General features: G+C 70.4%; 13 protein-coding genes. 9 read left to right on the top strand and 4 right to left on the bottom strand.

Features of this window, described 5'->3' with window-relative positions; genetic code table 11:
- Positions 1-5: 5 nt before the first annotated feature.
- A complete protein-coding gene (locus Q7X29_RS08045) occupies positions 6-1349 on the top strand; it encodes an MFS transporter (protein ID WP_316573672.1) in 1344 nt (447 codons plus the stop codon).
- Here Q7X29_RS08045 and Q7X29_RS08040 read toward each other — a convergent pair.
- Positions 1339-3039 (bottom strand): nitroreductase family deazaflavin-dependent oxidoreductase, encoded by a 1701-nt coding sequence (locus tag Q7X29_RS08040; RefSeq protein ID WP_316573671.1) that lies wholly within the window; start codon positions 3037-3039, stop codon positions 1339-1341. The two genes, Q7X29_RS08045 and Q7X29_RS08040, sit on opposite strands and share 11 nt — an antisense overlap.
- Before the next feature lie 103 nt (positions 3040-3142).
- On the opposite strand from Q7X29_RS08040, the gene Q7X29_RS08035 reads away from it, so the two are divergent.
- On the top strand, positions 3143-3706 hold the full coding sequence (locus Q7X29_RS08035) for a TetR/AcrR family transcriptional regulator (protein ID WP_316573670.1): 564 nt from the start codon (positions 3143-3145) through the stop codon (positions 3704-3706).
- A 3-nt stretch (positions 3707-3709) separates the two neighbouring features.
- Here Q7X29_RS08035 and Q7X29_RS08030 read toward each other — a convergent pair whose 3' ends face one another.
- Positions 3710-4864, bottom strand: coding sequence for a DUF5925 domain-containing protein (locus Q7X29_RS08030; RefSeq protein WP_316573669.1), 1155 nt, complete (start codon positions 4862-4864; stop codon positions 3710-3712).
- A 109-nt stretch (positions 4865-4973) separates the two neighbouring features.
- Here Q7X29_RS08030 and Q7X29_RS08025 point away from each other — a divergent pair, with 109 nt between their 5' ends.
- The gene (locus Q7X29_RS08025) at positions 4974-6551 is read left to right on the top strand and encodes an MFS transporter (RefSeq protein ID WP_316573668.1); all 1578 of its coding nucleotides are present in this window, start codon (positions 4974-4976) and stop codon (positions 6549-6551) included.
- On the opposite strand, the gene Q7X29_RS08020 is transcribed toward Q7X29_RS08025, so the two are convergent.
- A complete protein-coding gene (locus Q7X29_RS08020; RefSeq protein WP_316573667.1) occupies positions 6548-7603 on the bottom strand; it encodes a serine/threonine protein phosphatase in 1056 nt (351 codons plus the stop codon). The genes Q7X29_RS08025 and Q7X29_RS08020 overlap by 4 nt on opposite strands.
- Before the next feature lie 306 nt (positions 7604-7909).
- Positions 7910-8629, bottom strand: coding sequence for a hypothetical protein (locus Q7X29_RS08015; RefSeq protein ID WP_316573666.1), 720 nt, complete (start codon positions 8627-8629; stop codon positions 7910-7912).
- Positions 8630-8785: 156 nt separating this feature from the next.
- On the opposite strand from Q7X29_RS08015, the gene Q7X29_RS08010 reads away from it, so the two are divergent.
- From Q7X29_RS08010 to Q7X29_RS07985, 6 genes are read left to right on the top strand one after another with little or no spacing between them, the layout of a single operon-like run.
- A complete protein-coding gene (locus Q7X29_RS08010) occupies positions 8786-9784 on the top strand; it encodes an iron chelate uptake ABC transporter family permease subunit (protein WP_316573665.1) in 999 nt (332 codons plus the stop codon).
- On the top strand, positions 9781-10836 hold the full coding sequence (locus Q7X29_RS08005; protein ID WP_316573664.1) for a FecCD family ABC transporter permease: 1056 nt from the start codon (positions 9781-9783) through the stop codon (positions 10834-10836). Before Q7X29_RS08010 ends, Q7X29_RS08005 begins: the two co-directional genes overlap by 4 nt.
- Positions 10837-10846: 10 nt before the next feature.
- On the top strand, positions 10847-11659 hold the full coding sequence (locus tag Q7X29_RS08000; RefSeq protein WP_316573663.1) for an ABC transporter ATP-binding protein: 813 nt from the start codon (positions 10847-10849) through the stop codon (positions 11657-11659).
- Positions 11660-11715: 56 nt separating this feature from the next.
- Entirely contained in the window at positions 11716-12711 is a 996-nt protein-coding gene (locus Q7X29_RS07995) for an ABC transporter substrate-binding protein (RefSeq protein WP_316573662.1), read from the top strand.
- A gap of 34 nt (positions 12712-12745) precedes the next feature.
- On the top strand, positions 12746-13972 hold the full coding sequence (gene entS, locus Q7X29_RS07990; RefSeq protein WP_316573661.1) for an enterobactin transporter EntS: 1227 nt from the start codon (positions 12746-12748) through the stop codon (positions 13970-13972).
- On the top strand, positions 13969-14808 hold the full coding sequence (locus Q7X29_RS07985; protein ID WP_218720944.1) for a siderophore-interacting protein: 840 nt from the start codon (positions 13969-13971) through the stop codon (positions 14806-14808). Before entS ends, Q7X29_RS07985 begins: the two co-directional genes overlap by 4 nt.
- Positions 14809-14810: the final 2 nt, after the last annotated feature.

The raw sequence follows: 14810 nt of genomic DNA, 5'->3' as shown, positions 1-14810 counted from the left end.
AATCGGTGACTCCAGCGACGATCGACCGCGAGCTCCGGTTCGCCAGGGCCGCCGTGTTCTCCGTGTTCACACTGAACGGGTTCCTGCTGGCCATGTGGGTGGTGCACATTCCGGCGATCACCGATCGGACCGGGGTGTCGGCCTCGTTGCTCGGGATGTTCGTCCTGCTGCTGGCCGGGGCCGCGATCGTGGGGATGCGGCTCGCGGGCCCGGCCGCCGACCGATTCGGCAGCCGCACACTCGTCGCGGTGGCCGCGACCACCGTCTCGGTGACGGTGCTCGGTCCCGCGCTGGCCACGGGCCCGGTGACGCTGGCGATCGCGCTGGCCTGTTTCGGACTCGGCAACGGCGCGCTCGATGTCTCGATGAACACCCAGGCGGTGCACGTCGAGCGGGCCTATCACCGGCCGATCATGTCGGCGTTCCACGCCATGTTCTCCGGCGGCGGGTTCGCGGGCGCGCTGGTCGGCGCCGCCACCCAGCGCCTCGGCTGGTCACCGCAGTTGACGCTGACCCTCGCGGGGATCGCTGGACTGGCTGTCACCGCCGTGCTCGTGCCACACCTGATTCCGCACCACCGGTCCGACGCCGATTCACGACCGGAGCACTACGACGACCCCGACCGGACGCCCGAGGCGGACGCGGGTGAGCCCGACCGCGCGTACCCGGCCGAGGCGATGACCCGCGACGGGCGCCCGGAACTCGCCCCGCCGGTGGGCGCCGAACCGGGCGCCACCGATGCCACCCGATCGACGATCACGGCGTCGGACCCGTCCACCGGGCCGACGACAGAACAGCGCGCCCGAGTGCGCACCCGAAAAGTGCTCTCCCTCGGTGTCATCGCCTTCGTCCTGCTGCTCGCCGAAGGCGTCGCGGGCGATTGGAGCGCGCTCCAGGCGCGCGAACACCTGGGCGTCTCCGAATCCGATGCCGCCCTGGCGTTCGGCGCCTTCTCCGCGACCATGACGCTGGGCCGGTTCCTGGCCGACCGGGTCAGCGGCGCGATCGGTCCGGTCGCCATCGTGCGCTACGGCAGCCTGCTGGCCGCGGCCGGTTTCGCGGTGGTCATCGCGTCGCCGTGGTTGCCGCTGACCTTGGCGGGCTGGGCGATGTGCGGCCTGGGGCTGGCCGGTGGAGTGCCCCAGATCTTCACCGCGGCGGGCAATCTGGGTGGCACGACCGCCGCGACCGACATGTCCCGGGTGTTCACCATCGGCTATCTCGGGCTGCTGGCCGGGCCGGCCATGATCGGCTGGCTGACCGCCCTCGTCCCGCTCACCGCGGCGCTGGCCGTGCCGCTCGTGCTCACCCTGGCCTGTGCCGCGCGGGCCGAGGTCGTCAGTCGGTGAAGGTGATCCGGACCGAGATCGGCGTGCTCTGCAATGCGCGGAAGGTCGCCGCCGTCAGCCCGGCGAAGACCGGGTTGGGCGCGAAGCTGCGCGCCCGCGCGACGACGTCGTCGGCCGGACGCAATTCCGCGACCCCGGTCCGCCACCGATCACCCTGGCGGACGCGAACTTTCGGCTCGGCCCCGATATTGGCCGCCCAGCCCGACCTGGTCCCGTGCTGGCTGATCACCCAGGCGCCGGTGTCGTCGAACGACACCGACACCGGGACCACCCTGGCCTGCCCGGACTTGCGGCCGGTCGTCTCCAGTTCGGTCGCGAACGAAGTGCGGATGCCGATGCGGCTCAGAGCGCGGACGGTCGGGTTGGCGAGATAGCGCCCCACCGCGCGTTCGAACTCGAACTTGCGCAGAGCCGGGTCCTTCGCCGGCCGGGTCACGGTAGAACTCCTTCTGCTCCGGAACGCGTCGACACCATGGTGTTTGAGCATGGCCGCCGCCGTGAGCCACGGCGCGCGGTCGGGATCAGGGTCGGCGCCCGCGCCGAGACGATGCAGCTGGTCGGTGTGCCACTGCAGGTCGAGGGCGCCTTCGAGACTCTTGACATTGGGCAGCGTCGCCACCCGCGCGGGCAGGCCGAGCGTGATGCTGGGCGAATGCAGGCGCTCGGTGCGCTGATGCAGGATCTGCGCGGCCGCGCCGGGATCGACGGCGGTGGGACGCCCGAGGCCGACCACATCGCACTCCCCCGACTCGACCGCGTCGAGCATGGCCGGACGGGACCGGAAGCCGCCGGTGACGGCCAGCGGCACCGAGCCCGCGACCGCCCGTACCGACCGCGCGTACTCGAGGAAGTACGCCTCGCGCGCCGCCGTGCTCGCCGAGCGGGCCACCGGCCTGCCCATCATGGCCGGCGATTCGTAACTGCCGCCGCTGATCTCGATCAGGTCGAGACGCTCGTCGGCCAGGCGCCGCACCACCGCGCGCGACTCGTCCTCGGTGAAACCACCGCGCTGGAAGTCGGCGGAGTTGAGCTTGATCGCGACCGCGAACGTCGAGGACACCTCGGCCCTGATCGCGCGGACCACCTCGAGCACGAACCGCGCCCGCCGCTCGGGGTCGCCGCCCCAGCGGTCCTCGCGCTGATTGGCCAGCGGCGAGAGGAACTGGGAGACGAGATATCCGTGCGCGCCGTGGATCTGCACGCCGTCGAAACCCGCCCGCTCGGCGATCCGCGCGGTGGTGGCGAAGCGGTGCACGATCTCGACGATCTCGGCGTCGGTGAGCGCGCGCGGCGCGGGGATGCCGGGCAGGCCCAGGCCGATCGCCGACGGCGCCACCGGCTGGACTTTGGTCATCAGCGGATTCGCTTGGCGCCCGGGATGATTGATCTGCATCCAGATCCGGGCGCCCGCCCCGGTCGCGTGGGCCGACCAGCGGCGCAGGTCGTCGAGATGGCGCTCGTCCTCGACGACGACATTGCCCGGTTCGCCGAGATGGTCGCGATCGACCATGACATTGCCGGTCACCACCAGGCCGAAGCCGCCGGTTCCCCAGCGGCGATAGAGCCGGTCGAGGCGTTCGTCCGGTCCCGCCGCCGGGGTGCCGAGACCCTCGCTCAGGGCGGCCTTCATCAGCCGGTTGCCGAGCACCTGGCCGCACGGCAGGGCGAGCGGGTCACTCAGGGCTGTCATCGTCGACTCCTCCACGGATCGCGCGCTACACCGATCGGTGTACTTGCCCGAACGGTAGTACACCGATCGGTATACTTCAATCGAACCGACCGAAAGGACGCCGATGGCAGCGCGCGACGGACTCGTGCAGAGCGCGATCGACCTGGTCCGCCGCAACGGCGTGACCGGGACCGGAGTCGCGCAACTGCTCGACCACAGCGGGCTCTCCCGCCGGACGATCTACCTGAACTTCCCCGGCGGCAAATCCGAGCTGATCACCGAGGCCACCCGGGTCGCCGGGCGGGCGATGACGACGCTCATCGAGACGTTCGGCGCCGACGCGAAGCCGGAGACGACCATCGCCTCCTTCGCCGACGCGTGGAAGCACGTCGTCGAGTCCAGCGATTTCCTGGCGGGCTGCCCGATCGTCGCGGCCGCCCTCGGCCGCTCGGAATCCGCGTCGGCGGCCGACGCCGCGGGCGAGGCCTTCGGGGACTGGGAACATGCCCTGGAGACGCGGCTGCGCGCGGAGAACATCGCCCCCGACACCGCCCGATCCCTGGCGACCACGGTCATCGCCTCGATCGAGGGCGCGGTGGTGATGTCGCTGGCCAAGCACAGCACCGAGCCGCTGGATCGCGTCGGCCGCCACCTCACCGAACTGATCAGGGCCCACACGCCCGCGTGAGCGTCACAGGTACATGCCGACCTCGGTCGCGTCCGGGGTGACGGACTGGATCTGGATCTCGCCGTCGCGGCGGGCGACCAGCTCCGCGAGGGTCGCGCCCTCGCGACCGATCGGCTCGCCCGGCGGACAGTCCTGTGCGGTGAGCCAGTCGCGGGCCTCGGTGGGCGACAGGCGGCCGACCTCGATCTGGGCCAGGCAGCGGCCTGGGCGCACCACCGCGGGATGCAGGCGGGACAGGTCCTCGTTGGTGGTGACCGCGATCAGCACGTTGCGGCCCTGCCCGAGCATGCCGTCGGTGAGGTTGAGCAGGCGCGACAGTTTCTGTCCCGCGGCCTCTTTCGCTTCGCCGCGGATGAGTTCGTCGCAGTCCTCGAGCACCAGCAGGCGCCAGCGGCTGCCGTCGTCGCCGTCGGCGCCCGCCGCCACTTCCATGAGATAGCCGGGATTGCTGAACAGTTCCTCGGGGTCGACGACACAGTCGACCTGACACCACGACGACCACGCCCGCGCGAGCGCGCGCAACGCGGTGGTCTTGCCGGTGCCCGGTTCGCCGTGCAGCAGCACCAGCCTGCCTCTGATCTCGGCGACCTCGAGCGCCATCAACCGATCCATGCTCGCCGAGACCGGCGCGGCGTAGTTGCCGCGGATCTCCGCCCAGGCGGGCGCGCTGATCTGGCGGCGCCTGCGCAGCGGCCGCCGGACATCCATGTGCCAGAAGCCCATTTCCACGGTGGCGCCGGCACCCGGCGGCTGCACGGCGTCGGCCGTGGCCCCGGCCAGCACGGCGACGGCGAGTTCGTCGCTGACCGCGGTCACCTCGACCGTGGCCGACCCGCCCGCCCAGCGCACCGCCCGCAGCGACCAGCCGTCGCCTTCGACCAGCAACGCGCTGCTGTCGTCGTCGGCCACCGAGCGCACGATCCGGGAGTCGGCCGGGCGCAGGGGCGCGTCGGGGCGCACCCGATCCAGGTGCGCCTGCCGGGCGAAGGACTGGTCACCGCGCAGGAACGGCGCGAGCGCCAGCGCGTCGATGGCGTCGCGGGTCGAGTAGGTGGAGTCGATGGCCGCCGACCACGGAAACCGCTCGCCCGGATCCTCCGGCTGACGCGGCGGATCGACGAGCCTGAGCTGTTCATTACGTGAGGACACCGCGCCCATCCTCGCGGCACCGGCCCGGCAATGTCCAATGACTTCTCGGCGGGCGGACCGGCCGCGGCGCCGAAAAACGCCTGGCACATGCGGCCGATTCGTCGGTAACGTCGAGGCCGTGACGTCCACGCAGAGCGAGCAGGCCGCAGGCGAACCCACCACGACGGCCGGGCTCAGGGAGTGGATCGGACTGGCGGTACTCGCCCTGCCGACGCTGTTGATCTCGATGGATCTGAGCGTCCTCTACCTCGCCATCCCGCAGATCAGCGAGGCGCTGCAACCGAGCAGCTCCCAGCTGCTGTGGATCCTCGACATCTACGGCTTCCTGGTCGCCGGATTCCTCATCACCATGGGCACCGTCGGTGACCGGATCGGCAGGCGCCGGCTGCTGATGATCGGCGCGCTCGCGTTCGGCGTCGCCTCGATCGTCGCCGCGTACTCCACCAGCGCGAACATGCTGATCGGCACGCGGGCGCTGCTCGGCATCGCGGGCGCGACCCTGATGCCGTCGACGCTGGCGCTGATCCGCAACATGTTCCACGACGACCGCCAGCGCACCACCGCGATCAGCGTGTGGATGACCAGCTTCATGATCGGCATGGTGATCGGCCCACTGGTCGGCGGGGCGATGCTGGAGAACTTCTGGTGGGGCTCGGTGTTCCTGGTCGCGGTGCCCGCGATGGTGCTGCTGCTGGTCGCCGGGCCGATCCTGTTGCCCGAGTACAAGGACCCGAATCCGGGCAGGCTCGATGTGCTGAGCGCGGTGTTGTCGCTGCTGTCGGTGATGGCCGTCATCTACGGCATCAAGGAACTGGCCAAGGACGGCTGGGCGGTCGACGCGATCGCGGTACTGGGGACCGGACTGGTGCTGGGCACGGTGTTCGTCCTGCGGCAGCGGCGGCTCACCGATCCGCTCATCGACCTGCGGCTGTTCGGCAATGTGCGATTCAGCGGTTCGCTCGTCGCGCTGATGGTCGCCATGCTCGCCATGGGCGGACTGTTCCTGCTGCTGTCGCAGTACCTGCAACTGGTACTCGGGCTGTCGGCCTTCGAAGCCGGGCTGTGGACGGTGCCGCAGGCCGCGGCGATGGTCGTGGCGGCCGGGGTGGTGAGCGCCCTCGCACCACGGGTGCGGCCGGCCTATCTGATGGCGGGCGGGCTGGTGATCGCCATGGCCGGGTACGCGATCTTCACCCAGCTCTCCGGCGCCGACGACCTTGCGCTGATCGTCACCGGCATGGTCGTGTTCTCCCTCGGCCTGAGTCCGATGTTCGTGCTCGGCCTGGACCTGATCGTCGGCGCCGTCGACCCGGCCCGCGCCGGCGCCGCGTCCGCGATCTCCGAGACCGGCCAGGAACTGTCCGCCGCGCTCGGTGTCGCCGTGATCGGCAGCATCGGAACCGCGGTCTACCGCGGCCGGATGACCGAGAGCCTGCCCGCCGGGCTGCCCACCGAGGTCACGCACGCCGCCGAGGACACCCTGGCCGGAGCTCTCCACGTCGCCGCCATGCTCCCGGAAACCCTCGGCGCCGAACTCGCCACTCTCGCCCGCCAGTCCTACACCCATGCCCTCCAGGTGAATTCACTGGTCGCCATCGGCCTCACCGCGGTCGCCACGGTCCTGGTGCTGGTTCTGCTCCGTCACCTCCCGGCCCCGAACGACGCAACGCCCACCCCGGACGCCGACCCGAGCTAGTCCCCTGGCGGCCCGTGCCGACGACCGACCTGGGAATCGGCCGCTCTCGCTGTGCCGGGGTATTCCGCGTGGACCTCGCCTGCGAACAGTTTCCAGTAGAAGGCGTTCAGCGTCGCCGCGGCGGGTGCGTGGCGAGCCAGGATCGCGGCTACGACCGGTGCCACGTCGTCGGGGATATGCCCCGCCGCGCATCGGAGTACGTACTCGTTGCGGGCGACGGGAGCACTCCCGGCCGGCGTCGATATTCCGCAGATATCGGTCACCACCCAGTTGACCAGTCGCATGGCGAGATAGTCGGCGTCAAGCGTCACGTGACGTGCGACGAATTCGCGCTCGGCGTCCGACAAGTCGAAGCGCGGCGAGGTGGCCAGCCCGAAGTCGGTGAGATAGATCCGCTCCCCGTCGCTGCGCAGATTGCCGAAATGCCCGTCCATATGCAGTAATTCCCGATCGCCGAGGAATCCCACGATCTCCGACATCTGCCGCTCGACGACCACGGCCCTGCCCACCGGGTCCTCCCGCAGCCAGTCCGCAATCCCGTACGGAAGGTATTCACAGAACAGCACGAGGCTCGCCGTCGCGGCAGCCAGCGCCTCGAGACGGACCCGCACCGCGGGCGAATCACCCTGCGCGGCGACGACCGTGTCGATATCGGTGTGTTCGGCCGCGATCGGCGCCCGGCCGGGCAGCACCCGCCAGTGATACAGCAGTGGGAACAACCGAGCTTCTCCCGCCAGAACCGCCTCGGTGACAAGGACATTCGCGGCGAGTTCCCGCCACGCGGTGAAACTCGGGCCCGCGATGCCGTACTGACAGAAGACCGGTAGGTCGAACAGATTCGCGGTACTACCCCAGTGGGCGAGCTCGCGATCACTCAGCGGGATGCGCTTGACGAATACCGCGACGCCGTCGACGTCGATTACCGCCGCCCCGCCGCCAACGCCCACACCGACCCCGCGCCCCTCGTCCACGAGCGCGGCCAGTTCGATGTCGTTGCGGGAAGCCAGAAAGGCCGAGAGTTCGCGGTGCAGGTCGGCCCGGTCGGCTGTCATCGCACGATTCTGCCACCGGCCGCTGATGCGCGAGCCGCTCGTCGGGGTGGCTGATCAGCGACCGGTTGCCGCGCGACTCATGGCGAGTTGATCTCGGCACGCGTTCGCCCCCAGCCCGCCTCCCACTCATCGTCGAGATGGGTACTGAACAAGGTGTACGAGATCGTCGTTCGGTCCGACTACGACAGCGGTGTCACCACTCTTCCTCTCGGCCGGATCTACGAGCCGACGAGATCCCGCGCGACGGTAGTCGGGCGGGATTCGTCAGCTCGTCAGTTGTCCCCTCCACGAGTGTTCTGGGGCGACCTACTTGGCGGGCGCGGGGTTGTTCGGCATCGGGGAGTTGATGGTGGTGAAGTACTGGACCGCGGCCATGATCGCGACGGGGGCGGTGATGAAGATCTGGCCGGCGAGGGTGCCCAGGGCGCCGATGGCCATGATGCCCGCGACGCAGCCGACGGCCGCGGCGGGGATGAACGGGCCGAACATGCCGACGATGGTGGCCGAGGCGATGGTGGCGCCCGCGATGCCGCCGAGCACGCAGCCGACCGCGCCGCCGCCGAGGCCGCCGACCAGGGTCGCGATGCTGGCGCCCAGGGAGATGGTGCTGCCCAGACGGCTCCAGGCGGCCTGCTCACGGTCGTACTCGTTCTTCCACGGCGCCTTGTCCTCGTACGGCAGCGCGACCGGCTTGTAGGTGGCGTGCGCGAGGTCGAACTGCGGGGTCAGGGTCGCGGTGCGGCCGGAGATGTCGGCGGCGATCGGGAACACGAATTCGTCGACACGGAACGATAGTTCGCTGCCGGCGACGGTGGTGCCGTCGGCCGCCTTGATCTTGAACACCCCGTCCTCGACAACCAGCGAGCCCGAGTCGGTCCCGATGACCGTGTTGGTCTCGGTGGTGGTGGCGGTGTAGTTGATCGGCGCGCTCGGGTCCGCGGCGGGGGCTGCGTGGCTGGTGCCTGCCGCGATGCCGAGGGCAACGCTGACGGTGGAGGCCAGCAGGGCGAACTTGGTGATTTTCACGGGGGTGAACCTTTCGTGTTCCTCGTGGTGAACTGCGCGGCGCACAAACTGCGGACCGAACGAACCGAGACCATAGCTAGGTAAGCCTCACCTATCAAGACCTTGCTTAGGCTAACCTCCCTTCGAGACAGTGTTCGCAGCGAGAGAGAACCCCTGATGAAGAGTCCGCGGTGGTGCGGGTGGTTGCTGGCGGTAACCGTGCTGGTCGCGGCCTGCGTACTCAGCCTGCTCGTCGGCACGAAATCGATTCCGGTCGGCGAGGTCTGGCTGGCGCTGACGGGGACGAGCACCACACCCGACCACGTGACCGTCATGGAGTACCGGGTCCCCCGCACGCTGCTCGGCCTGCTGGCCGGGCTCGCGCTCGGTGTCGCGGGCTGCTTGATGCAGGGTCTGACCCGCAATCCGCTGGCCGATCCGGGCCTGCTCGGCGTCAACGCGGGCGCGGCGTTCGCGATCACCATCGCGGTCGGACTCCTCGGCGTGAGCGATATCACCTCCTACGTCTGGTTCGGATTCGCCGGCGCCGCACTGGTTTCCGTCGTCGTGTACCGGCTCGGCACCGCCGGGCGAACCGGGACCGATCCGGTGCGGCTGACCCTGGCGGGCGTGGCCGCGACCGCGGTGCTCAGCGGACTCACCCGCGGCCTGATGCTGCTCGACCCCAAGGCCTTCGACGAGATGCGTCGCTGGGACTCCGGCTCGCTGGCCGGACGCGGCTTCGAGATCGTCACGGGCGCGACCCCGTTCATCGTGGTCGGGCTGCTGATCGCGGCGCTGTGCGCCCGCTCGCTCAACGCGGTGGCCCTCGGCGACGACCTGGCGCGATCGCTGGGTGTGCACGTCACCCGCACCCGGCTGTGCACCGCCCTGGCGCTGGTCCTGTTGTGCGGCACCGCGACCGCCGCGGTGGGCCCGGTCGCCTTCGTCGGCCTGGCGGTCCCGCATATCGCCCGGTGGCTGGTCGGCCCCGATCAGCGCTGGATCTTCGCCTACTCGCTGGTGCTGGCGCCGATCCTGGTGATCACCGCGGATGTGCTGGGCCGCGTCATCATCCGCCCCGATGAGGTCCCCGCCGGCCTGATCACCGCGTTCCTCGGCGCACCGGTGCTGATCTGGCTGGCCCGCCGCGCGAAAGTGGGTGCCGCCGTATGAGTTCGGGAATCGATTTCGGCCGGGCGATGCTGGTGATCCGGCCCCGCCGGCTGGGTTTCACCGCCAGGATCGGCGTGCGCACCGTGGTGGTGTGCGCGGTGCTGCTGGTGATCGCCCTCGCGACCGCCGTGCTCGCGCTGGGCAGCGGCGACTACCTGATCCCGCCGGCCCGGGTGCTGCGCGCGCTGTTCGTCGGCGACGAGCGGTTCGACCGGCTGGTGGTGTGGGACTGGCGGTTGCCGCGCATCCTGCTGGCCCTGGCGCTGGGCGCCGCGCTCGGCGTGAGCGGGGCGATCCTGCAGTCGGTGACCAGGAATCCGCTGGGCAGCCCCGACATCATCGGGTTCAACACCGGCGCCTACACCGGCGCGCTGATCGCCATCCTGACCCTGGGCGGCGGGCACTTCCAGACCGCGGCGGGCGCGATCATCGGCGGCCTCGGCGCCGCGCTGGTGATCCACCTGCTCGCCTTCCGGTACAACGTGACCGGCTTCCGGATGATCATCGTCGGCATCGGCGTCAGTGCCATGCTGGCCTCGATCAACACCTGGCTGATCCTGCGCGCCGACCTGGACGCGGCGATGTCGGCGGCGGCCTGGGGCGCCGGCTCGCTCAACGGCCTGTCCTGGCCGCAGGTCGCACCGACCCTGATCATCCTGGCGGTGCCGGCGCTGGCACTGATCCCCGCGGCGCCGCGGCTGCGGATCCTCGAGCTCGGTGACGACACCGCGCGCGCGTTCGGCCTGAACGTCAGCAGGGCGACCGGCTGGCTGATCGCGCTCAGCGTCGCGTTCACCTCGGTGGCCACGGCGGTGGCAGGCCCGATCGCCTTCGTCGCGCTCGCCGCACCGCATCTGGCGCGCAGGCTCACCCGCACACCGTCGATCGCGCTGGTGCCCGCGGCGGTGATGGGCGCGACGCTGCTGGCCACCTGCGACTGGATCGCCCAGCACGCGTTGGCGCCGACCACCGTGCCGGTCGGCATCGTCACCGCCTCGATCGGCGGCCTCTACCTGGCGTATCTGCTCGTCGCCGAAGCGCGACGGAACTAGGGAAAGCGACATGACCGACTCTCACGCCTCACGGCTGCGCGCCGACCGGGTCCGCCTCGGCTACCAGGGCACCACGATCAGCGACCAGCTCTCCGTGGACATCCCCGACGGCGAGTTCACCGTGATCATCGGCCCCAACGCCTGCGGCAAATCGACACTGCTGCGGGCCCTGGCCCGCCTGCTCACCCCCGAGACCGGCACCGTGTTGCTCGATGGCAAGCCGATCACCGCGCCGCCCGCGAAGGTGGTGGCCAGGCAGATCGGCCTGCTGCCGCAGACCTCCACCGCGCCGGACGGCATCCGGGTCGCCGATCTCGTCGCGCGCGGCCGCTATCCCCACCAGACCCTGCTGCGGCAGTGGTCCACGGCCGACGAGCAGGCCGTGGCGGCCGCGATGGCGGCCACCGGCGTCACCGAGCTGTCGGCGCGACCGGTCGAAGAGCTGTCGGGCGGTCAGCGCCAACGCGTCTGGATCGCCATGGTGCTCGCCCAGGACACCCCGATCATCCTGCTCGACGAGCCGACGACCTATCTCGACATCGCCTACCAGATCCAGCTGCTCGACCTGTGCCGAACGCTGAACCGCGAGTCGGGCCGCACGGTCGTCGCCGTCCTGCACGACCTGAACCACGCCTTCCGCTACGCCGATCACCTGATCGCCATGCGGGACGGGCGGATCGTCGCCACCGGCGCGCCTGCCCAGATCGTCACCGCCGAGCTCGTCCACGAGGTCTTCTCGCTGCGCTGCCGGATCGTCGACGACCCGGAAACCGGGACGCCACTGGTGATTCCGCTGGCGACGAACGCGGCCCAGGTCCAGTGACGCACGGGCCGACCCGCAGTAGCAGCCGTTCGACAGAAATGAGGAAATCCCCGTCCATGTTCAGCAACCGATCATCGGGCCGCCTCCGCGCCGCCCTCGCCCTGCTCGTTCTCGCCCTGGTCGCGGCGCTCACCGCGTGCGGCACCTCGACCTCGGAGTCCACCGACTCGGGCCCGCGCGAAGTGCCGTCCGCGAAGGGGCCCATCAAGGTTCCCGCCGATCCGCAGCGCATCGTGGTGCTCAACGGCAACCTGGCCGGCTACCTCTACGATCTCGAGGCCACGGTCGTCGCGGCGGACCCGCGCCTGCTCGGTGTGCCCAACAAGCCGGGCGAGTTCCCGAGCGGCTGGGCCGAGGACGCGAAGAAGCAAGGCACCCAGCCGGTTCCGTCCGGTGAGAACATCAACCTGGAGTTCATCGCCGCGCAGCGTCCCGATCTGATCATCGGCGGCGGCCAGGGCTTCCCGGGCCAGCAGTCGGTGAACGCCTACGACCAGCTCAGCGCCATCGCGCCGACCGTGCTGATGCCGACCGAGACCACCTACTGGCAGGACCAGCTGCGGTTCATCGCGGCGACGGTGAACAAGCCGGGCAAGGTCGACACCCTGATCGCGAACTACCAGGCCAAGCTGGCCGAGGCCAAGAGCAAGATCAAGGCGCCGGCCGGCGCGACCGTGGTCATGCAGTCGATCAAGAGCCAGAAGCCGACCCTGTTCGTGCCGACCGCCGCGCTGCCGACCCTGCTCTCGGAGGTCGGGTTCACGCTGGACACGCGGCTCGAGGACAAGGCGGGCAATCCGGCCAAGGAGCAGAGCGCCGATTTCATCAGCTTCAGCCCCGAACTGCTCAACACCGTGATCGATGCGCCGGTGCTGTTCACCATCCCGCTCGCCGGTGGCCGTTCGCTCGAGGAACTGCGCGCCGATCCGATGTACGCGACACTGCCCGCGTTCAAGGCGGGCACCGTGTTCGAGCTCCCCGCGACCAGCTCGCGGCCGGACTACCGCACGGTCATGACCACCCTCGATCTGCTCGTGGGACGCTTCAAGTGAGCCCGGTCGAATCGCCCCGGACGGATCGCCGCCCATGAGCGCCGCCGGCGGCCTGCTCATCGACCTCAGCCCGCTGCGGGTCTCGCGCCCGTTCCGGTGCGCGTTCGCGGCGCGGCTGGTGTCGGTGCTGGGCATCGGGCTGCTGATGGTGGCCCTGCCGTTGCAGGTCTATCAGCTGACCGGCTCGAGCGTGCAGGTCGCCGGGGTCGCCACCACGACCGCGGCGGCCCTGTTCCTCGGCAGTCTCGCCGGCGGCGTGGTCGCCGACCGTTACGACCGCCGCACGGTGATCCAATGGTCGCGCAGCGCGGCGGGGATCGGCTTCCTGCTGCTCGGGGTGAACGCCGTGCTGCCGGATCCGATGCTGCCCGCGATCTATCTCGCCGCCGTCGTCGACGGCCTCGCTGGCGGGGTGAGCGGTTCGGCGCTGATGGCCATGGTTCCGGTGCTGGTGGGCCGGGAGAAGGTGGCGGCCGCGGGCGCGCTGGTCTCGCTGACCACCGACCTCGGCACGATGCTCACCCCGGCGGTCGCCGGACTGCTCGTCGCGAAAGCCGGTGTGGCCACGGCCTATTTCCTCTGCGCCCTGGCGACCACCGCGACCGTCGGGCTGATCACCGCGATCGGACCCTCCCCGCCACCGCAACGCGACCTGCAGAACCCGGTGCGCGAGCTCGCGGCGGGCATCGCCTTCGCCGCGCGCCACGAATCCATCCGGCTCATCCTGCTGACCGGGCTGATCGGGATGCTCGTCAGCGGACCGCTGGTGCTGCTGCCCGCCTTCGCCGATGTCGAACTCGACGCGGGCGCCGGCACTCTCGGCCTGCTCTACGCGGCGCCGGGAGCCGGTGCGGTGCTCGGCACGCTCAGCAGCGGCTGGATGAGCCGCGTCCATACCGGCCGGGCCCTGCTGATCTCGCTGGCGCTGATGCCGGTCGGCGTCATCGCGGCCGGGCTGTGGTCGCACGCGGCGCTGGTGTTCCTCGGTCTCGCCGGGTTCGGCCTGGCCAGAGCCGTGAACATGGTGCTGCGCTACGCCATGCTGCAGCAGGCCACGCCCGATCACCTGCGGGGGCGGATGTCGGGCCTGCTGATGGTCCAGTCGGTCGCCGGTACCGCGGTCGGCTCGATGGTGGCCGGTGTCGCGGGCCAGATGTTCGCTCCCGGACGGGCGCTCGTGCTCTACGGCGTCGTCGTCCTGATACTCACCGGCCTGATGGCGCTCGGCGCCGGGCCGCTGTACAGAAAGGAACAAGGGTGAAGGATCGCAGTGCCTACGCCGACAACATCGCCGAGGTGCTCGCCGGTGAGCACTACGCCAAGGTGCCGTACCCGATCGGCCTGCAGGAAGTCGAGGTGGTGCGGGTCGTTCCCCTCGGCGCGGCACTGCGGCGGATCACCTTCGGCGGCCCGGACATCGCGACGTTCCACAGCTATGTCCCCGATGAGCATGTGCGGCTGATCTTCCCGGGCGCGGACGGCGTGCTCCGGCTGCCCAAGCTCGAGGGCACGATGCTCGAGTGGGGTAACCCGCGACCGGTCTCGCGGGAGTACACGGTGCGCCGCCACAGCGTCGAAGACAACGAACTCGACATCGATTTCGTCATCCATCCCGGTGGCCTCGCCTCCGACTGGGCGGGCTCGGTCACCCCGGGGACCAAGGTGTACATCGCGGGCCCGCCCGGTGGTGTCGTCATTCCGCAGACCTATGACGACTATCTGCTCGTCGGTGACATCACCGCGCTACCCGCCATCGCTCGCCTGCTCGAGCGCATGCCGCGCGAGACCACCGGCTGGGCGCTGATCGAGGTGGCCGGGCCCGAGGAGCAGATCCCGCTCGACGGCCCCGACGGCGTCGCGGTGCGGTGGCTGCATCGAGGTGAGCGCGAGCCGGGCACCGGCGACCTGCTCGAGCAGGCCGTGCGCGGCGTGGAAGTCCCCGCCGGGCACCGCGTCTTCGCGTGGGTGGCCGGTGAGGCGGGCTGCCTGCGCGGAGTCCGCAAGATCGTCCGCGACGACCTGGGCATCGGCCCCAAGGACTCGCTCATCGCCGGGTACTGGAAGCGCGGCGTCGCCGACTTCGATCGAGAGGAATGAGA

It is taken from the genome of Nocardia canadensis (genome assembly GCF_032656385.1).
Taxonomy (GTDB): domain Bacteria; phylum Actinomycetota; class Actinomycetes; order Mycobacteriales; family Mycobacteriaceae; genus Nocardia; species Nocardia canadensis.
Note: the sequence above shows the minus strand (reverse complement) of the source record. Positions and strands in the feature narration are given on the sequence as shown.